We start from the raw sequence: 22,229 nt of genomic DNA, 5'->3' as shown, positions 1-22,229 counted from the left end.
CCCCGACGCCCACCCCCACGCGTCCCGCCGTTCGGCCCACCATCGCCGACCCGGGTGACGTCACGACGGGGACGACGCGCTTCCACGGCACCGGCCCCCCCGGGCACACCGTCCGGGTGACCGGCCCGGCCGCGACGGGTTCGTCCGGGTGCACGACCCGGGTGGACCCGAACGGTTCCTGGGCCTGCCTCGGCACCGTCCGCTCCGGCCCGCAACAGGTCTTCACGGTGCGCGACCTCGTCGCCGCGCTGCCCGTCGCGAGTGCACCGGCCTCGGACGTCATCGTCCCGCCGACCCTGGCGGCCGCCGGGCCCACCGGCGGCACGGTCTCCGGCACGGGGTACCCCGGATCGACGGTGCTGCTGTCGGTGTCCGGCTCCTCGGCCCAGCAGACCGCCCGGGTCGGTGCGGACGGTCGGTGGGTGGCCGCCCTCGGGTCGGTCGCCGACGGCCGGTTCACCGTCACCGCGTCGCAGACCGCCAGCACGGCGCGCGGCTACCGGTCGGACCTGCGGAGCGCGGCCTCCGCTCCCGTGACGATCACGGTCGACCGCACGGCGCCCGCTGCCCCGCGCATCACGACACCGGACGACGGCCAACGGATCGGCACCCGCTCGACGACGGTGGCCGGGACCGGTGAGCCGGGCGCCCGCGTGACCGTGTACGTCGACCGTGCGCCGGTGTGCGGCGTGGTGGTCGCGTCGGACGCCTCGTGGTCGTGCTCCACCGCGGGGTCGACGCTGCGCGCCGGCGGGCACCAGCTCACCGCGACGCAGCACGACGTCGCCGGCAACTACTCCCGGTCGTCGACCGCCGTCCGGGTCACGGTGTGGTCCACCACCACGGCTCCGACCGCCACACCGACCCCGGGCGCCACGGACACCCCGGGGACGCCGGGCACGTCGACGCCGGGGTCCGGCGCGACGACGGGCACCCCCGGTACGACCGGCCACGGCGGAACCGGCAACGGCACGAACGCCGGCGGTCACGGCGACGGCACGAACGCCGCCGGCCACGGGGGCGACGGCGGCAACGGCAACGGCAACGACGGCGCAGCAGGCACCGGCAACGGCAACGGCAACGGCCCCAGCGACGGCACCGGCAGCACCCCGGCCGGCGTCGGCAGCGCCGGAGGCCACCCCGACTGGTCCGGCCCCGCCGGCGACTGGACCGCGGCAACCACCTACGACCGCACCGTCCCGACCATCCAGGCCGCGTTCTCGTGGCGGACCGTCCTGGTCGCCACCGCCGTCGCCGCCGGGTTCCTCCTGCTGATCGCCGCGCCACTCGCCCTCGTGGCCGCGGTCACCCGGGGTCGCCTCCGCTCGCCGTTCGCCGGGCTGCTCGGCCGCAACCGCTCGCGGTCGGACCGCGCACGCGGCGACGACGTCCTGCCGACCTGGGCGTCGATCACGATCGCGGTGTCCGTCGCGGCGCTGTGCACCCTGCTCGGGGTGGGCGTCGAGCTCGAGGCCCGGTACGCCCGTCTGGCGATCGCCGTCCTCGCCGGGACCGGTGTCCTGACCGCCGCCGTCGTGTTCGCCACGCGGTGGGCAGCCGGCAGCGACCACCGAACCATAGGGTTCCGGGTGTCGCCGTGGCTCGTGCTCGCAGCCCTCGTGGCGTGCGGCGTCACCCGCGCGGCGGACCTGTCCCCCGCGCTCATCGTCGGGGTCGTCCTCGTGCCGTCCGTCCGCCCCGGACTGGGGACCGGCCCACTCCGCCTCGGTACCGGGATCGCCGCAAGCGCCCGGGGTGCGACCTGGCGGGTGCTGGCCCTCCTCGGACTTGCCGCGGCCGGCTGGGTGCTGCACAGCCTGCTCGCGGGCGGTGGCTTCTGGGTGTCGCTCGGGTCGGAGTTCGCCATCACGCTGTGCGTCGGCGGCCTCGGTGCCGTCGTCGCGACCCTGCTGCCCGTCGCGGGGTCCGCAGGCAGCGCGCTGCTCGCCGCCTCCCGCGGTCGGTACGTCGCGCTTGCGGTGGTCGCCGTCGCGCTGACCACCGCGGTCTACTCGGGGACGACCGGCACGCACGCCGCACCGGCCCTGCTCGTCGGCATCGCCGCGGCCTGCGTGACGGCCGCGATCGCGGCCCTGGTCTGGCTGCGCACCGACCGGCGCGCGGCCCGCGTCTGACCCGAGCCGGGCCTCCAGAGCGGCGCGCCGTACCACCCGTCGGACAGAAGACGCACTTCCGGGCCGGTTCGCGGACAGCGGGCTAGTGTGACGATCGGTGCTGGTCGCACCGCACGGAGGACGTTCGCCGTCCCGCACGGACGACCGACGCCGCACCGGACCAGCGGTGCAGCAGTGCCGCACGACCGGTGCCCGCGCAGCATCGACGGTGTGCACCGCACGACCGCGGCAGGAGCAATGATGACCGACACCCGACCCGACCCGGAACCCCACACCGACACCCGGTCCGACCCGGAACCCCGCACCGACACCCGGTCCGACTACGACGCGACACGCTTCCGCGAGGTGTTCGAGGGCAGCTTCACCTACGCGAACGGCTTCGCCCGCAACACCCACCGCTTCGCCGGCCGACCCGCGCTGCGCGAGCCGGAGACGGACCGCTCGTGGACCTACGCCGAGCTCGGCGACGTCGTCGACCGGGTCGCCGGGTGGCTCGTCCGGCACGGTGGCGGACGGGGTTCGGTCGTGATGGTCGAGCTGTTCAACACACCCGAGTTCGCGATGCTCTACCTGGCCTGCCACCGCATCGGCGCGGTGTTCTCGCCGACGAACTTCCGGCTCGCCCCCGACGAGGTCGCGTTCATCATCGAGGACTCCGCACCCGCCGTCCTGGTGCACGACACCGAGCGGACGAGTGCGATCGCCGCCGCGATCGAGTCCTCGCCGCACCGGCCGGACCACGTCGTCCCGGTCGGCGGCGACCACGATCGGTTCGCCGAGCTGCTCGCGTCCGATCCCGTCTCCCCCGAGGAACTCGCGGCGATCGGCCCGCGCAGCACCTACGACGAGTCCACCCGGCTCTACACCTCGGGCACCACCGGTCGGCCGAAGCCCGTCCCGCTGCCGAGCCTGGTCGAGGTGCTCAGCGCGCACGACGTGGTCATGCACTTCCCGCTCAGCCCGTTCGACAAGACGCTCAACATGTCGCCGCTGTTCCACCGCGGCGGCCTGTACTCCGGCGGCCCGAACCCGGTGTTCTACGTCGGCGCGGAACTCACGACGCTGCGCCACTTCGACGCCGACCGGGTGCTCGACCTGGTCGAGTCCGAACGCCTGACGTTCCTGATCGGGGCCCCGCCGAACCTGGTGCAGCTCGTCGACGCGCAGGAACGCCGGGCGCGGGACCTGTCGAGCCTCAACGGCATCGTCACGATGGGCGCGCCGCTCGACCGTGCCGCGGCACTGCGGTACCAGGAGCTGCTGTCGCCGCGGATCTTCAACGGCTACGGCACCACCGAGACCTTCTGGAACACGTTCCTGCGCCCCGAGGACTTCCCGGACGGCGCCGGCTCCACCGGTCGCGCATCGACCGACGACGACGTCGCCGTCGTCCGCGTGCACGAGGACCGTCCGGCCGACCCCACCGACACGGTGGCGAAGGACGGCACCGAGATCGGCGAGTTCGCCGTCCGCACCGTGAAGTCCGGCTACTCGTACCGGAACCCCGGGCTCGAGGCCGAGAAGTTCGCGAACGGCTGGTTCTACCCCGGCGACCTCGCCACGTGGGACGAGCACGAGCGGGTGACGATCGTGGGCCGCAAGGACGACATGGTCATCTCCGGCGGCGAGAACGTGCACCCCGTCCAGGTCGAGGCGGTGCTGCAGGAGCACCCCGGGGTCGCCGACTCCATCGTGGTGGGCGTGCCGGACCCGCGGTGGGGCGAGGTCGTCACGGCGTACGTCGTCCGCGCCGGCGACCGGCTGCCGGCCGACGACGCCGAGGCAGCGGCCGCGCTCGAGGAGTGGACAGGCTCCCACCCGGGCCTCGCCCGGTACAAGCGCCCGCGGCGGTACCGCTTCGTCCCGGACGTCCCCTACAACGCCACCGGCAAGAAGGTGCACTACCTCGCGAAGGACACGGCCGCGGCGGACCAGGCAGCGGGCCGGCTGATCGAGCCGTAGCGGGCCCGGTACCCGGCCGGTGACGGCCTGGAGGCCCGTGGCGGCGCCGCCACGGGCCTCCCGTCCGTCAGCTGGTCGCGTCCACCGCGCGCCGGGGCGCGTTGCGGGCGAAGAGGCCGGGCAGGAGCCCGCCGATCTTCGTCCCGATGCACAGGCTGACGAAGGTCGCGAGCGGGGTCGCGAGCGCCTCGGGATCGAAGGTGGCCACCGCCACCAGCCCGACCGTCCCCGGCACGAGCAGCAGGAACGCCGGGAAGAACGACACCGTCGCCGGGATCGCCGGCACGAGCCGCTCGAGCAACCGGGTCGCGACGAACAGCAGCGCCGCTGCGGCCCCGGTCGCGACGACGCTGCCCCAGAGCGGCGTCGTCGTGCTCACCACGGCGTAGGCGGTGACCATGACCGCCACCGACACGAGCGTCAGGCGCCACCCGGACCGGAACACCAGACCGAGCCCGACCGCGAGCACCACGACGGCCACCCACGACACCCAGTACGCGGGCACGGACTCCCAGCCGGCCAGGTCGGTGCCGACCCCCGCGACCTCGCCGACGAGCGCGGCCGACGACGGGTCGACGTGCAACCCGGTCAGGGCGCTGCCGGACGCGATGCCGGCGGCCATGAAGCCGAGCATGATGAGCCCCTGCACCAGTCGCGACGACCCGGTGACGATGTCGGCGGCGGTGAGTTCGAGCAACGCGTTGGTGATGAGCGCGCCCGGGACGAACACCGCCACCGGGGCGCAGACCGCGAAGAGCGGGACCTGCTCGAACCCGGTGCCCGCGGCGACCAGGCCGACGATCGCCGTCGACACGAACGCGGCCAGGAACGGGATGATCGCCACGGCCTCGCGGAAGCGCCGGAGGACCAGTCCGATCACGCCGACCAGGCCGCCGACGACGAGCGCCAGGACGATCGCCCACCAGGGGCAGCGGAAGACGACGGCCAGGCCGGCCGAGGTCAGGGCGTTGCCGAGGATCCACGGCAGCGCGGGCGGCGGGACGGTGCCGGCCCGGATGGCCCGGACGCGGGCGGGGATCTCGGCGAGGGCGATGGAGCCGCTCTCGAGCCCGAGCACGACGCGGTTGGCGCGGGCGGCCTGGCGGGAGGACAGTTCGACGCCCTCGGCGTTGACGATGGTGGCGGCGCCCGTCGAGACCTCGCTCACCATCACCAGGGCGGGCAGGACGCCGATCGCGAGCGTCGGTCCGACCCCGGCGGCGTCCCGGGCCTTCTCGAGCGCCGACCGGACGTCGGTGACGGAGCTGCCGGCGTCCAGGAGCAGGGCTCCGAGGGTGCCGAGGAGCATGCCGACCGGGACGCTCTCGCCGTCGACGACCTCGACGTGGGCCTCCGGTCGGCGGAGGGCGTTCTGCAGGTTGGCGAGTGCGCTTCCGAGTCCGACCACGATCGTCGATGCTACTGGGCGGCGAGCCGGTCGTGCAGTCGCGCCGTCTTCGCGGGAAGGCGACGGTCCGCGGGCCGGGAGGCACGTGGCGGGCCGGTGCCACGCCTCCAGTCCGATGCCCAGGGCGACCCGATCCCACCGTCGAAGCGACAGACGGCAGGACCATCGCTCGGACTGTGCGGCCGGAGCGACAGAACGACGCGAACTGTTCGCAGAGTTCTGTCGCTTTCGCAGCGGCACGCGGCGGGCGCCACGCGGCGGGCGCCACGCCAGAGCCTCGGCGGTACCCCCGGTGGGACTCGAACCCACAACTCAGCGATTTTAAGTCGCGTGCCTCTACCGATTGGGCCACGGGGGCGGGCCGCAACAGCCTACCGATGCACGAAGGCGGCCACCCTTCGCAGGTGACCGCCTTCGTGACGAGCGTTGCTACTTGGCGTCGGCCGGGGCCGTCACCGGCTCGGGGGCGTTGGAGACGTCCTTCGCGGGCTCGCCGTAGACGGGACCGGCGGCACCGGCGACCTTGCCCTCTTCCGGAGCCGGGGCTGCGGCGGGCGCGGCCGGGGCCTCGGCAGCGGGCTTCGGACGGGACGCGAACGCCTCGAACGCGGCGCGCGGGGTCTCGCGGTCGTCGAGCGACACGATGTCGCGGCCCAGGAAGAAGCCACCGACCCAGTCGCCGATGACGCGCCACTTGCGCTCCCACGACGGCATGGCCAGGCCGTGGTAGCCGCGGTGGGCGCCCCAGGCCAGGAAGCCCTTCATGGCGAACTTGCCGGACTGGAACACGCCGGTGCCCAGGCCGAGACCCGCGACGGCGCCGAGGTTCTCGTGCTTGTAGTCGGTCGTCGCCTCGCCACGGATGGTCGCGACGACGTTCTTCGCGAGCTGCTTGGCCTGGCGCACGGCGTGCTGGGCGTTCGGCACGCAGAACCCGCCGACACCGCCACCGGTCAGGTCCGGCACGGCTGCGACGTCGCCGCAGGCCCATGCATCGGCGATCACGCCGTTGTCGTCCACCACGCGCAGGTCGGGCTGCACGCGAATGCGGCCACGCTGCTCGAGCGGGAAGTCGGTGCCCTTGACCATCGGGTTCGCCATGACGCCGGCGGTCCAGATGATGAGGTCGGACGGGATGGTCTCGATCGCGCCGTCGCTCGTCTTGAGCTCGCAGACGCCACCCACGGCCGAGGCCAGCTGGGTCTCGAGGTGCACGGTCGCGCCACGCTCGGCGAGGTTCTTGAGCACCCAGTGCGAGGTCTCGAGCGAGACCTCGGGCATGATGCGGCCCATCGCCTCGACCAGGTGGAAGTGCGTGTCGTCGAAGGACAGCTGCGGGTGGCTCTTCAGCAGGTCGGTGACGAAGGAGCGGAGCTCGGCGAACACCTCGATGCCGGCGAAGCCACCACCGACGACGACGACGGTGAGCAGGCGGTCGCGCTCGGGACCGGCCGGCAGGTTCGCCGCCTTGTGGAAGTTGCTGAGGATGCGGTCACGGATCGACGCGGCTTCCTCGATGGTCTTCAGGCCGATGGCCTCGTCCGCGACGCCCGGGATCGGGAACGTGCGCGACACCGCGCCGGCGGTCATGACGATCTGGTCGTAGGACTCCTCCCACGCCTCGCCCTCGGTCGGGGTGATCGTCGCCGTCTTGGTGGCGTGGTCGACCTTGGTGACCTTCGCCGTGACGACGCGGGTCTTCTTGAGGTGACGACGGTGCGCGACGACCGCGTGACGCGGCTCGATGGAACCGGCGGCGACCTCGGGCAGGAACGGCTGGTACGTCATGTACGGCAGCGGGTCCACCATGACGACCTCGGCTTCGCCCTGGCGAAGGTGCTTCTCGAGCTTCCATGCGGTGTAGAAACCGGCGTAACCGCCGCCGACGACGAGGATCTTGGGCACGGGGGATGATCTCCTTGGATGGGGGTGTGCGGGAGTCGGGTCAGACTTCGCCGCCACCCGCCCCGACTCCAGCGTCTGCACCGTCATCATACGCCCGGCACTCACACCGGGAGGGCGACCAGTCCGCGCGCTCGAGCGCGAGGTCGCCGATGGGGTTGACGCCGGGTCCGGCGGCGAGGGCGTGGCCGACGAGGGCGTGCAGGCACTTCACGCGGGTGGGCATGCCACCGGCGCTGATGCCGTCGATCTCGTCGACGTGTTCGATCGACTCGCGATCGGCCAGGTAGGACTCGTGGGCCGCGCGGTACTGCGCGGCGACTTCGGGGTCCTCGAGCAGGGCTGCCAGCTCGGGCATCACCTGGTTGGCCTCGAGGGTGCTGACCGCAGCGGTGGCCGCGGGGTGGCACAGGTAGTAGAACGTCGGGAACGGGGTGCCGTTCGACAGCCGGGGCTTCGTGGAGACGACGGTGGGGTTGCCACAGACGCAGCGTGCCGCGATCCCGATGACGTCACGTGCCGGTCGGCCGAGCTGCGCCGACACGACCTGGACGTCGCGGTCGGAGGGCGGGTCGAAGGGAGGGGTCGTCACGGGAACGTGAGCCTACCGGAGAAGCGGAACCCCTCGCACCGTCGGGCCGGACGGCTCCGCGCCCTGCGGTCCGGGACTACTTGCTGCCGCCCGTGCCGGAGACGTCGGGGGCGACGAGGTCGGCGGCACGCTCGTCCGTCAGTCCGGACTGCAGCACCGACGAGAGCATCGCCTGCACCCAGTCGACCTTGGGCGTCTGCACCTTCGCGCTCACGGGGGTGCCGGAGTCGGTGGTGGGGGTCTTCTCGGCCCGCTTGTCCTCGGTGCCCATCACGAGGTAGCTCTCCTCGCCCGGGTACACGTAGAGCAGTCGGTCGCGGGCCTGCGCCTCGATGTACGCCGGGTCGTCCCAGCGTGCGACGTCCTGCTTCTTCTGCGTGACGTCGGCCTTCTGGCTCGCGACCTCCTGCTGCTGCTGGGCGATCTGCTCCTGCTGCTGGATGAGCGTCCGGAGCGACGGCGCGAGCACCACCACGAACAGCACGATGATCGCGAGCATGAGCAGGCTGAACCCGGAGAAGTGGATCGAGCGGTACCAGGGCTGCGCGGGTGTGCTGCCGTCGGGCATCGCCACGGGGACGCGGCGGACGCGGGGCTTCTGGCTGGGCACGGTCCGACGATAACCCGGCACGGTCAGTCGGGCCGCCCGGCACGCGGCCGTTCGGCGCCCTCCCAGCGTCCGCGTCGTCCGGTCGGGGCAGCCGGGAGGCACGGCTCCGGCCCGTCCCCTCCGTCCCGCACCCGAAGTGGTCACCACACACCGCCCGACGCACGTCCGGTGGTCACGTCCTGTCGGCCGGGCCCGGGCCGACCGACGACTCGTGACCACTCGACGCAGCGCGCGCGGCATGTCCTGACCGCTCGGCAGGTGCTGACCGCTCGGCACCTCGGGGCGGCGCAGACGACGAGACGCCGCCCTCCTGGAGGAGGACGGCGTCTCGGTGGTGCGGGTACTGCTGAGCGGCTGGTTACAGCGACGCGGCGCGCGGGAAGGCCGAGCGACCGGCGTACACAGCGGCGTCGCCGAGCTCTTCCTCGATGCGGAGCAGCTGGTTGTACTTCGCGACGCGGTCCGAGCGGGCCGGGGCGCCGGTCTTGATCTGACCACCGTCGACCGCGACCGCGATGTCCGCGATCGTGGTGTCCTCGGTCTCGCCGGAGCGGTGCGACAGGATCGAGGTCAGGCCGTGACGGTGCGCGAGCGAGACCGCATCGAGGGTCTCGGTGAGCGTGCCGATCTGGTTGACCTTGACGAGGATCGAGTTCGCGGCCTTCTCGTCGATGCCCCGCTGCAGACGCTTCGGGTTGGTGACGAACAGGTCGTCGCCGACGATCTGGACCTTGTCGCCGAGCTCGGCGGTCAGGTGCGACCAGCCCTCCCAGTCGTCCTCGGCCAGCGGGTCCTCGATGGTGACGAGGGGGTAGTTCGCGACGAGCTCGGCGAAGTAGGAGGTGAACTCCTGGCTCGAGAGCTGCTTGCCCTCGAACTGGTACTTGCCGTCCGAGAAGAACTCGGTGGACGCGACGTCGAGGCCGACGGCGATGTCCTTGCCGGGCGTGTAGCCGGCCTTCTCGATCGCGGTGAGCAGGAAGTCGAGCGCCGCGCGGTTCGACGCGAGCTCCGGCGCGAAGCCGCCCTCGTCGCCGAGGCCGGTGGCCAGGCCCTGCTTCTTCAGCTCGCCCTTGAGGGCGTGGTAGGTCTCGACGCCCCAGCGGAGTGCCTCGGAGAAGGACTCGGCGCCGTAGGGCACCAGGAAGAACTCCTGGATGTCGACGTTGGTGTCCGCGTGGGCACCACCGTTGACGACGTTCATCAGCGGGACGGGCAGCGTGTGCGCGTTCGGGCCACCGAGGTAGCGGAAGAGCGGCAGGTCGACCGAGTCGGCTGCGGCGCGGGCCACGGCGAGCGAGGCGCCGAGGATCGCGTTCGCCCCGAGGCGGGACTTGTTCTCGGTGCCGTCGAGCTCGATGAGCGCGGCGTCGACGAGGCGCTGGTCGGTGGCGTCGAAGCCCTCGAGCGCCGGGCCGATCTCGTCGAGGACGGCGTCGACGGCCTTGAGCACGCCCTTGCCGCCGTAGCGCGAGGCGTCGCCGTCGCGCAGCTCGTACGCCTCGAACGCGCCGGTGGATGCACCGGACGGGACGAGCGCGCGGGACACGACGCCGTCGTCGAGGAGGACCTCGACCTCGACCGTCGGGTTGCCTCGGGAATCGAGGACTTCGCGTGCGCCTACGGCATCGATCAGGGCCACGGGGTACTCCCTACACATTGGTTGTGGTGATTGCGGTGTCGATCCTAGCGAGCGGAGGTGAACACGACGTCGGCCGTGACGCCCCGCTGTGGACGAGTCCGTGCTGGAACGAGGACTGGGTGCTCAGTCGAGCGGGCGGAACTCGACGCCCTCGAGTGACGCGGTGTCCGCCGAGACGGTCGCGAACGCCGTGAAGCCCTGGGCAGCGAGGCCGGCGAGCAGGTTCTTGGTGTTCTTCGTGCGGCGCTCGAGCCGGACGCGTCGGTGGGACGCCAGCGCCTCGGTCTTCAGCGCGGCGAGCCGGACCGGATCGACGTCCTTGTCGTACACGAGCACGACGGCGTCGGCCTCGGCGGACTCCGGGAGGGTCACGAGGTCGACGAGCCGCTCGAACCCGAGCGAGAACCCGACCGCGGGGACGTCCTGCCCGAGGAACCGACCGATCATCCCGTCGTACCGGCCGCCGCCACCGAGGCTGTAGCCGAAGTCGGGGTGCGCGACCTCGAAGATCGTGCCCGTGTAGTAGCCCATGCCGCGCACGAGCGTCGGGTCGAAGCGCAGGTCCACCCCTGGGAGCGCCTCGCGCAGGAGGAGCAGGTCGGCGAAGGCCTCGGCGTCGAGCCACGGCGCCCCCGCGACCGACGTCCAGTCGGCGGCCTCGAGCGCGCGGATGGTGTCCTCGAGCCCGGGCAGGTCGGCACCCACGGTGCTGCGGAGCTCCGCCGCGACGCCGTCCGCACCGATCTTGTCGAGCTTGTCGATCGTGATGAGCGCGCGGTCCGCGGCGGCCGGCTCGGTGATCCCCCACGACGCGAGGAGCGCCAGCAGGATCCGGCGGTCGTTGATCCGGATCGTCGTGCCGCGGACCCCGAGGGCGTCGAGGGCCGCGGTCGTCGCGCGGATGAGCTCGATCTCGGCGAGCTGCCCGGGCTCCCCCAGGATGTCGATGTCGCACTGCACGAACTGGCGGTAGCGACCCTTCTGCGGGCGCTCGGCACGCCAGACCGGCGCAATCTGCACGGATCGGAACACCGACGGCAGCTCCGCACGGTGCGAGGCGTAGAACCGGGCCAGCGGGACCGTCAGGTCGAACCGGAGACCGAGGTCGGCGAGGTCCAGCGGCGCTTCGGCCGCCTGCAGGTCCTCGGTGGTGAGGCCGCGCTTCATCACCGCGAACGCCAGCTTCTCGTTGTCGCCGCCGAGCCCGGAGTGCAGCCGCGCAGCATCCTCCACCACCGGGGTCTCGATCTCGTCGAAACCGTGCCGCGAGTAGACGTCCCGCACGACACCGAGCACGTGCTCGCGCCGGGCCTTGTCCGCCGGGAGGAAGTCACGCATGCCACGGGGTGCCGTCACGGTCGTTGCCATGCGGTCAATTCTGGCAGACGGGCGTCTCCGGCTTGCGCGCCCGCCGGCCCACTGGCATACTGCATGCAGAACCTCGGTCCGGATCGTGCCTGATCCATGCTCCGGACCGATTCGCGGGGCGACGTGCTGCAGTGCGTCCCGCGGTTCGAGCGGGCTTCCCTGTCGGCCCCTCTCCCTGGTGGAGCCGACGCCCGCTCACGGGCGCCCTCTCTTTTTCGGGTTGGGAGGGCGCCCGTTCTCACGACCGGGGATCACTCCACGGCGCGACCGGCTTCCTCGAGCGCCGACACCGCGGCCCGCAGACTCGCGACCGGGTCCACCCCGCGTCCTGCCGCAGCCGCGACCTCCCCGAGCACCGCTCGCCCCCACTCGGCGTCGACCGTGCCGACCCCGTCGTCCGCAGCGGGCGCGGCGGACGCACCACGGGCCTCCAGGCCGACGCCGGAACCAGCCCCGACGACGGACGCGACGACCGCGTCGGCGTCCCCACGTTCCTCCAGGCGTTCCAGCAGCTTCACCGCGCGCTCCAGCGGCGGCATCGCCCGTGGCACCCCGTCGAACGCACTCCGCCGACTCGCCTTCTCGGCCGCCTTGGCCGCACGCCAGACCCGAACGACGTCCTCGACGGTGTCCGCCGTCTCGTCGCCGAACACGTGCGGGTGCCGCCTGGTCATCTTGTCACGCACGCCGGCAGCGACGTCCTCGAGGGTGAAGTCCCCCGCCCGGGCGGCGATCCCCGCGTGCAGGACCACCTGGTACAGCAGGTCGCCGAGTTCCTCGCGGACGTCGTCCGGGTCGCCGTCGTCGATGGCGTCGACGAGTTCGTACGACTCCTCGACGGCGTAGCGGGCGAGCGAGGCGTGGGTCTGCGCCCGGTTCCAGACGCACCCGCCGTCCTCGGCGAGCAGGCGGTCGACGACGGTCACGAGGTCCGGTACGGCGGTCATCACGTCATCGTGCCACCCGCGTAGACTGGTCGTGGTGTGTCGGGAAGTCTGGTCGACGGACACTCACCCGACCCCTCGAGACGGAGATCCATGTCGTCCCTCGTCCGCTCCCCCCGCTTCAGCGCCATCGCGCTCCTCACCGCCGCCGTGCTCGGCCTGGTCGTGGCGAACTCCCCGATCGGCCCCGGCCTCGAACGGCTGCTCGACGCGCACCTGCCGCTCGGTGCCCTCGGCCTCGACCTGTCGATCGCGCACTGGATCAGCGACGGCCTGCTCGCGGTCTTCTTCCTGCTCGTCGCGATCGAGCTGAAGCAGGAACTCGTCGACGGCGAGCTGTCGAACCCCAAGACCGCGATCATCCCCGCCATCGCGGCGGTCGGCGGCGTGCTCGTCCCGGCCGGCATCTTCCTGCTCGTCACCGCGGGGACGCAGTACACGCACGGCTGGCCGATCCCGACGGCGACGGACATCGCGTTCGCGCTCGGGGTGCTCGCCATGTTCGGTCGCGGGCTGCCGAGCGGCATCCGGGTGTTCCTGCTCGCACTGGCCGTGCTCGACGACCTCATCGCGATCATCATCATCGCCGTGGTGTTCGCCCACGACACCGACTTCCTGGCCCTCGCCGGTGCCGTCGTCACCCTCGCGGTGTTCTGGCTGCTCGGCCGGATGCTCCGTCCGGGGCGCAGCGGGCAGACGTTGATCATCGTGGCCATGATCGTGGTCGGGCTCCTGACCTGGTGGCTCGTCTACCACTCCGGTGTGCACGCCACGATCGCCGGCGTCGCCCTCGGGCTCGTGCTGCCCCGCCGCCCGGGCCACACCCTGCACGAGAACGTCGAGCCGTGGTCGAACGCCATCGTGCTGCCGGTGTTCGCGTTCGCGTCGGCCGCCGTCATCATCCCCTCGGTCGGCATCAGCGAGCTCTCCCCCACGTTCTGGGCGGTCGTCCTCGCGCTGCCGGTCGGCAAGGTGATCGGCATCACGCTGTTCGGCACGATCGCCACGCGGATCTTCCGCTCGCCCGGCCGCTCGTCGCTGTCGTTCTTCTCGATCATCACCGTCGGTGTGCTCGGCGGGATCGGGTTCACGGTGTCGCTGCTCATGAACGAGCTGGCGTTCGCCCGCAACGAGGAGATCCTCGACGAGGGCGTCCTCGCCGTGCTCGTCGGCTCGGGCATCGCCATCGTCGCGTCGGCGGTCGTCGTCACGCTGCGGGCGCGGGCGTACCGCGCGCGCCGCGAGCTGTCCGAGGCCGAGGACACCGAGTAGCGGGTCGCGGCCCGCGGTTCGCACCCGTTCCACGACAGGCCACGCGTCGTTCGACGCGTGGATCGTCGCGGACGGCGTGCGCGCCGTGGACGTGGCCACGGACGGCCTGGAGGCACGGTGCGGGCCCGCACCGTGCCTCCAGGCCGTCTCCGCTCGCGTCTACGCGGCCGGCGCCTCGGCCGGGGTCGTCGCCCCGTACACGGCGGTGAGGATGCTCTCCACCCACTGGATGAGGGCGTCGTCCGGCAGCGCCTGGTCGTGCGGACGCGGCATCGGGATGCTCGTCGCGTTCTGCTGTGGGAACCAGCGCGCACCCGGGAACATGCGCTTCAGGCGCACCTGCGACGAGTCGGCGAGCTCCTTGCCGGCGACCCGCAGGTTCGAGCCCATGACCACGACGTCGGACAGGCCGACCTGCTGCGCCATGCGACGGAGGCGGGAGACCTCGACCAGGGTCTGCACGGCCTGCGGCGGCTGCCCGTAGCGGTCGGTGAGCTCGTCGAGCACCATGTCGATCGCGTTCGGCTGGGCCGTCGGGGCCGAGGCCGCCGAGAGCTTCTGGTACGCCTCGAGCCGGAGTCGCTCGGACTCGACGTAGTCCTCGGGGATGTGCGCGTCGACGGGGATCTCGAGCCGGAGCTCGGTCTGCCCCTCGGCGACGTCGCCACGGAACTGCGACACCGCCTCGCCGATCATCCGCAGGTACAGGTCGAAGCCGACGCCCGCGATGTGGCCGGACTGCTCCCCGCCGAGCAGGTTGCCGGCCCCGCGGATCTCGAGGTCCTTCATGGCGACCTGCATGCCCGCGCCGAGCTCGTTGTTCGCGGCGATCGTCTCGAGGCGGTCCTGTGCGGTCTCGGACAGCGGCTTCTCGGAGTCGTACAGGAAGTACGCGTACCCCCGCTCCCGCCCACGGCCGACACGTCCGCGCAGCTGGTGCAGCTGCGACAGGCCGTACTTGTCCGCCTTGTCGATGATGAGCGTGTTCGCGTTCGCGATGTCCAGGCCGGTCTCGATGATCGTCGTCGAGACGAGGACGTCGAAGCGGCGCTCCCAGAAGTCGACCATGACCTGCTCGAGGGCGGTCTCCGACATCTGCCCGTGCGCGACGGCGATGCGGGCGTCCGGCACGATCTCGGCCAGGTGTGCCGCGACCGACTGGATGTCCTTCACGCGGTTGTGCACGTAGAACACCTGGCCCTCGCGCAGCAGCTCGCGGCGGATCGCCGCCGCCACCTGCAGGTCGGACTGCGGCCCGACGAAGGTCAGGATGGGGTGGCGGTCCTCCGGTGGGGTGGCGAGGGTCGACATCTCACGGATGCCCGTGACCGCCATCTCGAGCGAGCGCGGGATCGGGGTCGCCGACATCGCCAGCACGTCGACGTTCGTCTTGAACTTCTTGAGCTGGTCCTTGTGCTCGACGCCGAACCGCTGTTCCTCGTCGATGATGACGAGCCCGACGTCCTTGAAGGTGATGCCCTGCGACAGGATCCGGTGGGTCGCGATGACGATGTCGACCGTGCCGTCGGCGAGCCCGGCGATCGTCTCCTTCGACTCCTTCTCGGTCTGGAACCGGCTCAGGGCGCGCAGGTGCACGGGGAACCCGGCGAAGCGCTCCTGGAACGTCTCCATGTGCTGGCGGACGAGCAGGGTCGTCGGGACGAGCATGACGACCTGCTTGCCGTCCTGCACGGCCTTGAACGCGGCACGGATCGCGACCTCGGTCTTGCCGTAGCCGACATCGCCGGACAGCAGGCGGTCCATCGGGATCGGGCGTTCCATGTCGCGCTTGATCTCGTCGATCGTGGTGAGCTGGTCGGCGGTCTCGGCGAACGGGAACGCCTCTTCCAGCTCGCGCTGCCACGGGGTGTCCGGACCGAACGCGTGCCCCTTCGACGCCATGCGCGCCGAGTACAGCTTCACCAGGTCGACGGCGATGTCGCGGACGGCCTTGCGGGCCTTCGACTTGGCGGCGGACCAGTCCGAGCCGCCCATCTTCGACAGGGTCGGGGAGTCGCCACCGACGTAGCGCGACAGCTGGTCGAGCTGGTCGGTCGGCACGAAGAGCTTGTCGCCCGGGTAGTTGCGCTTCGACGGCGCGTACTCGAGCACGAGGTACTCGCGCTGCGTCTTCACGGCGTTGCGGCCGCCGCTGGAGACCTCGCGGCTGACGAGCTCGACGAACTTGCCGATGCCGTGGGTCGCGTGCACGACGACGTCGCCCGGCTTGAGCTGCAGCGGGTCGACGACGTTCTTGCGGCGGCTCGCGAGTTTCTTGACGGTGCGGGCACCCTGCTGGACGCTGCGGCCGTAGAACTCCGCCTCGCTCAGGACCGCGATGCGGGGGTCGGGGATCGCGAAGCCGTGCTCGACGGTCGCGGTCGTCACGACGGCGAACCCCGGCTCGGGCGGCGCGTCGACCGCTGCGGCACGGGCGGCGACCCCGGCGTCGGCGAGCACCTGCACCGCCCGCTCGACGAGGCCCTGGCCCTGCGCGGTCACCACGACGGCCCACCCGTCGTCGGTCAGCGACTTGACGTGCGCGATCGCCCCGTCGGCGCTGCCGGCGAAGCTCGGGACGGCCTCGGCCCGGACGCGGATGTACTCGCCGGCCTCGGCAGCGGCCTCGGCGTCGGTGAGGACGCGCTCGGTGTCCCCTTCGTCGAGGCCGGAGTCGAACGGCGACACCGTCCACCAGGTGCGCTGCCCCCGGGTGTTCTTGAGCTGCTGCACGGTCAGGAAGTTGCCCGCATCGAGGTCGATCGGGGCCTGGGCACCGGCGACCGCTGCACTCCAGGCCGCCTGCAGGAACTCGGTGTTCGTCTCGGCGAGGCTGTTCGCGCGGCCGTTCACCCGCTCGGGCGAGAACACCGCGATGGTGGCGTCGTCCGGCAGGTAGGAGGTCATCGGCACGAGGTCCTGCACGAGCGCCGGAGCGAGGGACTCCATGCCCTCGACCGGGACGCCCTCGGCGATCTTCGCGAGCATCTGCGACAGGTTCGGGAACTCGTGCAGCATCTCGCGCGCCCGCTGCCGGACGCCGTCGCTGAGCAGGAGTTCGCGCGAGGCGGTCAGCTCGACCGAGCCGAGGTCGTCCTCGGTCGTGCGCTGGTCGGCGACGGAGAACGCCTTGATCGCCTCGATCTCGTCGCCGAAGAAGTCGACGCGTGCCGGGTGGTCGGCCGTCGGCGGGAAGACGTCGAGGATGCCACCGCGCACCGCGAACTCACCACGGCGGGTGACGAGGTCGACGCGCGAGTAGGCGAGGTCCACCAGCTGGGACGCGATCGCCGCCAGGTCGTTGCCCCGCGAGTCGGTGCGCAGCACCACGGGCGCCAGGGACGTCAGGTTGCTCGCGATCGGCTGCAGCGCGGCGCGGACGCTCGCGACGACGATGGTCTGGCGACGCTCGGCCGGGTCCGCGGCCTGCCACGCCGCGAGCTTCCGGAGCGTCGCGATGCGCGTGCCGACGGTCTGGGCACTCGGGCTGAGGCGTTCGTGCGGCAGGGTCTCCCACGCCGGGAACTCGAGCACGTCGGCGTCGGGGACGTAGCTGCCGAACGCTTCACGGACCGCCTCGGCCTCACGCCCGGTCGCCGTGATGACGAGGACGCACTGCGGGCCGTTGCGCTCGGCGAGCAGCGCGCCGAGCAGCGGAACGCGCAGGCCGTCCACGACGGAGAAGTCGGCGTCGCGCGGTGCGGCGCGCAGCACGCGATCGAAGGCGGAGGCGCGCGAGAGCGCAGGGATGATGCCCGAGATCGTCACTCAGGAGATGGTACCGGCCGCCACCGACACCGGCCGCGACGTGCGCGACGGGCGAACAGCGCCGACGCCCGGCACGGAGCGCTCAGGACGGAGCGTGCACGCGCTGCTGTGCGGCGAGCAGCCCGACCTCGGCGATCGCCTCGACCGCGTCGGCGGCGTCGGCCAGCAGGATCGGCAGCGTCTTCTTCTCGGCTGCGGAGAAGTCACGCAGCACGTAGTCGGCCGGGTCCTGCCGACCGGGCGGACGACCGATGCCCACCCGGACGCGCATGAACTCGTTCGTCCCGGTGGCCTTGATGATGTCGCGCAGCCCGTTGTGCCCACCGTGCCCGCCACTGCCCTTCAGGCGGACGGTGTCGAACGGCAGGTCGAGCTCGTCGTGCACGACGACGAGGTCGGCCGGGGTGGCGCCGTAGAACCCGAGCACCGAGGAGACCGGTCCGCCCGAGGTGTTCATGAACGACCCGGGCTTCGCCAGCACGAGTCGGGTGCCGCCGGGCACCAGGCGCCCCTCGGCGACCTGGTTCGGCGTCTTGTGCTTCTTGAACGTCGCTCCCATGCGGGAGGCGAGTTCGTCGAGGACCATCTGGCCGACGTTGTGACGGTTGCCTGCGTAGTCGGGCCCGGGGTTCCCGAGCCCGACCACCACGAGGATGTTGTCCGTCACAGCGTCGACCAGATGTCTTCGAAGGGGTGTTACTCGGAGTCCGCGGCGCCCTCGGCACCCGACTCGGCGCCGGCCTCGGCCGAGGCCTCGTCCGCAGCGTCGTCGTCAGCGGTGCCACGCGGGGTGACGATCGCGACGACCAGCGCCTCGGGGTCGGTCTCGAGCTCGGCGCCCTCGGGGAGCTCGAGCTGCGCGGCGTGGATCTGCACGCCGTCCTCGAGGCCCTCGACGTTCACGGAGACGTGCTCCGGGATGTCGGTGGCGAGCACGAGCAGCGAGATCGTGTTGAGGTCCTGCACGTGGATGGTGCCCGAGAAGGACTCGCCCTCGATGACGACGGGCACGTCGACCGTGACCTTCTCGCCGCGGCGGAGGACCACGAGGTCGATGTGCTCGATGATCTGGCGCACCGGGTCACGCTGGACGTCCTTGACGAGGGCGAGCTGCGCAGCACCCTCGATGTCGAGGTCGACGACCGCGTTGGCGGTACGGACGAGCAGCATGGTCTCGTGACCGGGCAGCGAGATGTGCTTCGGCTCGGTGCCGTGGCCGTAGACGACCGCGGGGATCTTGTCGGCCGCGCGGAGCTTGCGAGCAGCGCCCTTGCCGAACTTGGTGCGGACTTCCGCTGCGAGCTTGGTGTAGTCGGCCATGGTGCCTCCTGGTGTCGGGACGACGCCGGGGTGCCGGCATCGTGGGGGTCTGTGGTGTTGCAACTCGAACGCGTGCACGCGTGAGGAACGATCCCAGGGTCTTGCCGGGTATCCCACCGCGTCGATCACGGCCGCGCGTACGCAGCCCTCGCCGAAGTCAGGGACTGAGTCTAGCAGGGCCGTCCGGGCGTGTCGCGCGTCACGATCCGGACGCACACCGGGACGGACGGGAGGCCCGTGGCGGTCCTGCCACGGGCCTCCCGTCCGTCGTCCGCACGCGGCGGGCGCGGGGCGCTCCCCCCACGACCGCTCCCCGCGACCGCCGCGTCAGTCGACGTCCGTCGGTGCCGCCGGCGCGAGCCGCGCGATCACCCGGTCGAGGCGGGCCTCCACCTGCGGCTGCCGCGTCGAACCCTTCCGGAGCACGGCCGCGTCGGTCGCGGTGATGTGCAGCAGCCGTTCCCACTCCGCCGCGTACAGCGCGCTGCGGTAGCCGGATGACTCCTGGCACGCGACGTCCCGTTCGGCGACGGCGACCTCGGCCTTCCCCGGATCGTCCGAGAACAGGACGACCTGGTCGCCGTCATGGGCGCTGATGTGCATCGAGGGGGTCGGCATGCCCTCCGGACCCTCGGGCAGGTCCGGCACACCGGACGGCGCCATGCAGGTGCGCCACCCGGCCGCGGCCGTGCGGACCGGGTCGTCCTGGCGTGCGTCCAGCGCCGCCAGGTACGTCAGGCGCTGGGCCAGTTCGGACGCGGTCTGCTCGGTGCCGCGCAGTGTGGTGCCGAGCGTCTTCCGGGCTGCCTTCCAGCAGCGGGCGGCCACGTCGTCCGGGAGCGCGGCGAACGCGGCCTGGCGGTCCGGGTCGTACCCCCACTTCCGCATGCCCTCCTGGTTCGCACCGGCGGCGGACGGCCCGTGGTAGCCGCGGGCCTCGGCGAGCGCCGTGGTGAGGGGCCGGGTGGTCGCGAGTGCGGGTGCGGGGTTCGCGCGGGCGGCGGTGTCGGCCGCGTCGTCGTCGGCCTGCAGCCCGGCCGCGGTCGCCCAGGGAGCCGGGTCGTCGATGCCGGCCTTCCGCAGGCAGGGCTCGGCCACGAGGTCCTCCGCGTACGTGGTCTTCGACGAGGCCGGTGCGACGAAGGCGTCGAGCGGCATCGCCCACGCCGTGCTGTCCTGTTCGACGGTGGGTGCGACCGCGACGTCGGCACGGTCGGGCAGGCCGTGGACGACGGCGGTGGCCAGTCCGGCGAGGACGACGACGAGGGTGCCGGTCTTCGCGACGCGGTTCGTGATCTGCATGGTTCCCCCTAGGCGCGGACGAGGCCGCGTTCGTGTGCGGTGATGACGACCTGGATCCGGTTCCGGAGTCCGAGCTTCGTCAGGACGGCGCGGACGTGGGTCTTCACGGTGGCGTCGCTCAGGAAGACCGACTCGGCGATCTCGGCGTTGCTGAGCCCCTTCGCGACGAGCAGGAAGACCTCGCGCTCGCGCGCAGTCAGCGCGTCGAGCACCTCGTCGCGTCGGTCGGTGACGGCCGGGGTGCCCTGGGCGCGCAGCAGCTCGAGCGCCTCCGCTTCCGTCGGTGCCGGTCGGCCCGCGTGCACGTCGCGGATGGTCGCGGTGACGACCTCGGGCAGGGCGTCCTTCGTCAGGAACGCTGCGGCGCCGGCACGGAGTGCTGCGAGGACGGCGTCGTCGCGGCGGATGGTCGTGAGCGCGACGACCCGCGGGCGGTCCTGGGTCGACCCGGCGAGCCGCGTCAGGGTCTCGATGCCGTTCATGACCGGCATCCGCAGGTCGAGCAGCAGCACGTCGGGGTGTTCGGCGGCGCAGAGCTCGAGGGCGGCGGCACCGTCGCCGGCGGTCCCGACGCAGGTCATGTCGTCCTGGGCGTCGACGAGCATCTGCATCCCGGTGGCGAACAGCCGCTGGTCGTCGGCGACGGCGACGCGGACGGCGCTCATCGGACGTGCTCCGGCAGGACGGCCTCAGTGTCCGTGTCGGTGTCCGCCGTCGCAGTGGTCGGCACCGCGGCGGTCGTCGGCAGCCACGCGGTGACGACCCACTCGTCCGGGGTGTCGCCGACACCGGCACGCAGCCAGCCGCCCGCCAGTCGGGCACGCTCCTGCATCCCGGCGACACCGGACCCGACACCGTCGAGCTCGACGAGGGGTTCGGTCCCCCGTGACGTCACGACGACGCCGAGCCCCGGGCCGCGCCAATCGAGCGCCACCCGGGCCGTCGCTGTCCGCCCCTGGTGCTTCAGCACGTTCGTCAGGCTCTCCTGCACGATCCGGTGCACCGCGCTGGCACTGCCCGCGGGCAGGAGTCCGGCGCCGTGCTCCTCGAACGTCGCGGTCATCCCGAGCTCCCGCATGTCCTCGACCAGGTCGGGGACGTCGAACAGCCCGTGGCGGTCGGCGTCGTCGCTCGCCTGGATGCGTTCCACCAGGGACCGGACGTCACCCAGTGCCGAGCGGCTCACGTCGGCGATGTCCTGCAGCGCCCGGGCGGCGTGTTCGTCCCGCACGGCGATGGCCGCGGCACCCTGGGCCTGGGACACGACGACGGCCAGTGAGTGGGCGAGCGAGTCGTGCACGTCGCGGGCGATCCGCGCGCGGTCCTGCTCGGCCCGGAGTTCGGTGGTGGTCACCTCGGTGCGGCGTTGCGCCTCGACCACCCGGACCCGGGCGAGGCCGATCCGCCACGCGGCACCGATGGCCACGCCGACCGCCCAGGCGACACCGCTGACCCCGACGAACGCGAAGGTGATCGTGACGAGGTCGGAACGGGTCCCGCCGGAGTTCCCCACCCAGCTGCCCCAGACGTCCTGGTCGGCAGCGGTCGGGACCGCCATCGCCCAGGCAGATGCCGCACTCGCGAGCAGGAGCACGGGGACCGCCACGTAGCGGAGCAGGTCGGACCGACCGGCGCCGACGATGCCGACGACGATCGCGATCGCCAGGTATTCCGGCCAGGTCGTGTCGGTCGGTCGGGTGAGCAGCCGGGCCGCCTGCAGGAGCGGGATGCCGACGACCAGTCCGAGCGCGGTCGCGGGCATCCACGCGGCGAGGCTGATGGCGACGGCGAAGGCCGACACCACGACGACGTGGTCGGCGAGCCCCGCGCGTCCGGCTTCGGCGACGATCCAGAGCACGAGGTACACGGCGCCGGCGGCGGGGGCCAGCAGGTGCCGGTACCGGCGGAGGAGGGAGGTCATGACGCGAGCGTATGGGCCTCGCCGGACGGGGACCGAGCCGTGCGGCCGCTTTTCATCCGAGGTGATGAGGTCGCGCCGGACGG

General features: G+C 72.2%; 16 protein-coding genes and 1 tRNA gene. 3 read left to right on the top strand and 14 right to left on the bottom strand.

Annotated features, from left to right (window positions below; genetic code table 11):
* Together DEJ06_RS18425 and DEJ06_RS16355 are read left to right on the top strand one after the other, a co-directional pair.
* Positions 1-2,135 (top strand): Ig-like domain-containing protein (locus DEJ06_RS18425; RefSeq protein WP_181437349.1); only part of this gene is annotated, 2,135 nt, incomplete at its 5' end.
* Between the two features lie 240 nt (positions 2,136-2,375).
* Positions 2,376-4,097: a class I adenylate-forming enzyme family protein gene (locus tag DEJ06_RS16355; protein WP_111040017.1), complete on the top strand. Its 1,722-nt coding sequence runs from the start codon at positions 2,376-2,378 to the stop codon at positions 4,095-4,097.
* A gap of 67 nt (positions 4,098-4,164) precedes the next feature.
* Here the strand turns inward: DEJ06_RS16355 and DEJ06_RS16350 are convergent, their stop codons facing one another.
* From DEJ06_RS16350 to DEJ06_RS16315, 8 genes are all read right to left on the bottom strand, one after another.
* The gene (locus DEJ06_RS16350; RefSeq protein WP_027464496.1) at positions 4,165-5,505 is read right to left on the bottom strand and encodes a threonine/serine exporter family protein; all 1,341 of its coding nucleotides are present in this window, start codon (positions 5,503-5,505) and stop codon (positions 4,165-4,167) included.
* A 284-nt stretch (positions 5,506-5,789) separates the two neighbouring features.
* Positions 5,790-5,863: transfer RNA gene (locus DEJ06_RS16345), tRNA-Leu, on the bottom strand.
* A gap of 71 nt (positions 5,864-5,934) precedes the next feature.
* The gene (locus tag DEJ06_RS16340; protein WP_017886746.1) at positions 5,935-7,410 is read right to left on the bottom strand and encodes an NAD(P)/FAD-dependent oxidoreductase; all 1,476 of its coding nucleotides are present in this window, start codon (positions 7,408-7,410) and stop codon (positions 5,935-5,937) included.
* 40 nt (positions 7,411-7,450) lie between these two features.
* Positions 7,451-7,999 carry a DUF501 domain-containing protein gene (locus tag DEJ06_RS16335; protein WP_071406119.1) on the bottom strand — a complete coding sequence of 183 codons (549 nt, stop codon included), beginning with the start codon at positions 7,997-7,999 and terminating at the stop codon, positions 7,451-7,453.
* A 76-nt stretch (positions 8,000-8,075) separates the two neighbouring features.
* Positions 8,076-8,609: a septum formation initiator family protein gene (locus DEJ06_RS16330; RefSeq protein WP_111040012.1), complete on the bottom strand. Its 534-nt coding sequence runs from the start codon at positions 8,607-8,609 to the stop codon at positions 8,076-8,078.
* Between the two features lie 358 nt (positions 8,610-8,967).
* On the bottom strand, positions 8,968-10,251 hold the full coding sequence (eno, locus tag DEJ06_RS16325) for a phosphopyruvate hydratase (protein ID WP_027464494.1): 1,284 nt from the start codon (positions 10,249-10,251) through the stop codon (positions 8,968-8,970).
* Between the two features lie 123 nt (positions 10,252-10,374).
* Positions 10,375-11,619 carry a histidine--tRNA ligase gene (gene hisS / locus DEJ06_RS16320; RefSeq protein ID WP_111040011.1) on the bottom strand — a complete coding sequence of 415 codons (1,245 nt, stop codon included), beginning with the start codon at positions 11,617-11,619 and terminating at the stop codon, positions 10,375-10,377.
* Between the two features lie 251 nt (positions 11,620-11,870).
* Positions 11,871-12,566 carry a MazG family protein gene (locus tag DEJ06_RS16315; RefSeq protein WP_111040010.1) on the bottom strand — a complete coding sequence of 232 codons (696 nt, stop codon included), beginning with the start codon at positions 12,564-12,566 and terminating at the stop codon, positions 11,871-11,873.
* A gap of 90 nt (positions 12,567-12,656) precedes the next feature.
* Here DEJ06_RS16315 and nhaA point away from each other — a divergent pair, with 90 nt between their 5' ends.
* Positions 12,657-13,835: a Na+/H+ antiporter NhaA gene (gene nhaA / locus DEJ06_RS16310; protein WP_111040009.1), complete on the top strand. Its 1,179-nt coding sequence runs from the start codon at positions 12,657-12,659 to the stop codon at positions 13,833-13,835.
* Between the two features lie 159 nt (positions 13,836-13,994).
* Here the strand turns inward: nhaA and mfd are convergent, their stop codons facing one another.
* The 6 genes from mfd to DEJ06_RS16280 all read right to left on the bottom strand — a co-directional run bounded on the left by mfd (position 13,995) and on the right by DEJ06_RS16280 (position 22,146).
* Positions 13,995-17,603, bottom strand: a complete 3,609-nt coding sequence (gene mfd, locus DEJ06_RS16305; RefSeq protein WP_111040008.1) for a transcription-repair coupling factor — start codon at positions 17,601-17,603, stop codon at positions 13,995-13,997.
* 82 nt (positions 17,604-17,685) lie between these two features.
* Positions 17,686-18,270: an aminoacyl-tRNA hydrolase gene (gene pth, locus DEJ06_RS16300; RefSeq protein ID WP_111040007.1), complete on the bottom strand. Its 585-nt coding sequence runs from the start codon at positions 18,268-18,270 to the stop codon at positions 17,686-17,688.
* 29 nt (positions 18,271-18,299) lie between these two features.
* The gene (locus DEJ06_RS16295; protein ID WP_071405234.1) at positions 18,300-18,923 is read right to left on the bottom strand and encodes a 50S ribosomal protein L25/general stress protein Ctc; all 624 of its coding nucleotides are present in this window, start codon (positions 18,921-18,923) and stop codon (positions 18,300-18,302) included.
* A gap of 327 nt (positions 18,924-19,250) precedes the next feature.
* Positions 19,251-20,225 (bottom strand): hypothetical protein, encoded by a 975-nt coding sequence (locus tag DEJ06_RS16290; RefSeq protein ID WP_111040006.1) that lies wholly within the window; start codon positions 20,223-20,225, stop codon positions 19,251-19,253.
* Between the two features lie 8 nt (positions 20,226-20,233).
* On the bottom strand, positions 20,234-20,890 hold the full coding sequence (locus DEJ06_RS16285) for a response regulator transcription factor (RefSeq protein ID WP_111040005.1): 657 nt from the start codon (positions 20,888-20,890) through the stop codon (positions 20,234-20,236).
* Positions 20,887-22,146, bottom strand: coding sequence for a sensor histidine kinase (locus DEJ06_RS16280; protein ID WP_111040004.1), 1,260 nt, complete (start codon positions 22,144-22,146; stop codon positions 20,887-20,889). The genes DEJ06_RS16285 and DEJ06_RS16280 overlap by 4 nt, the downstream gene beginning before the upstream one ends.
* Positions 22,147-22,229 lie beyond the last annotated feature (83 nt).

This window comes from Curtobacterium sp. MCLR17_051 (assembly GCF_003234395.1).
GTDB lineage: Bacteria > Actinomycetota > Actinomycetes > Actinomycetales > Microbacteriaceae > Curtobacterium > Curtobacterium flaccumfaciens.
The sequence above is the reverse complement of the archived record's forward strand: the minus strand, read 5'-3'. Positions and strand labels throughout refer to the sequence as shown.

Bases quoted from the DNA above. Each gene is read 5' to 3' on its own strand.
- DEJ06_RS16285 (WP_111040005.1), bottom strand. From the start codon at position 20,890: ATGAGCGCCGTCCGCGTCGCCGTCGCCGACGACCAGCGGCTGTTCGCC.
- DEJ06_RS16280 (WP_111040004.1), bottom strand. From the start codon at position 22,146: ATGACCTCCCTCCTCCGCCGGTACCGGCACCTGCTGGCCCCCGCCGCC.
- DEJ06_RS16315 (WP_111040010.1), bottom strand. From the start codon at position 12,566: ATGACCGCCGTACCGGACCTCGTGACCGTCGTCGACCGCCTGCTCGCC.
- nhaA (WP_111040009.1), top strand. From the start codon at position 12,657: ATGTCGTCCCTCGTCCGCTCCCCCCGCTTCAGCGCCATCGCGCTCCTC.
- DEJ06_RS16355 (WP_111040017.1), top strand. From the start codon at position 2,376: ATGACCGACACCCGACCCGACCCGGAACCCCACACCGACACCCGGTCC.
- DEJ06_RS16295 (WP_071405234.1), bottom strand. From the start codon at position 18,923: ATGGCCGACTACACCAAGCTCGCAGCGGAAGTCCGCACCAAGTTCGGC.
- hisS (WP_111040011.1), bottom strand. From the start codon at position 11,619: ATGGCAACGACCGTGACGGCACCCCGTGGCATGCGTGACTTCCTCCCG.
- DEJ06_RS16290 (WP_111040006.1), bottom strand. From the start codon at position 20,225: ATGCAGATCACGAACCGCGTCGCGAAGACCGGCACCCTCGTCGTCGTC.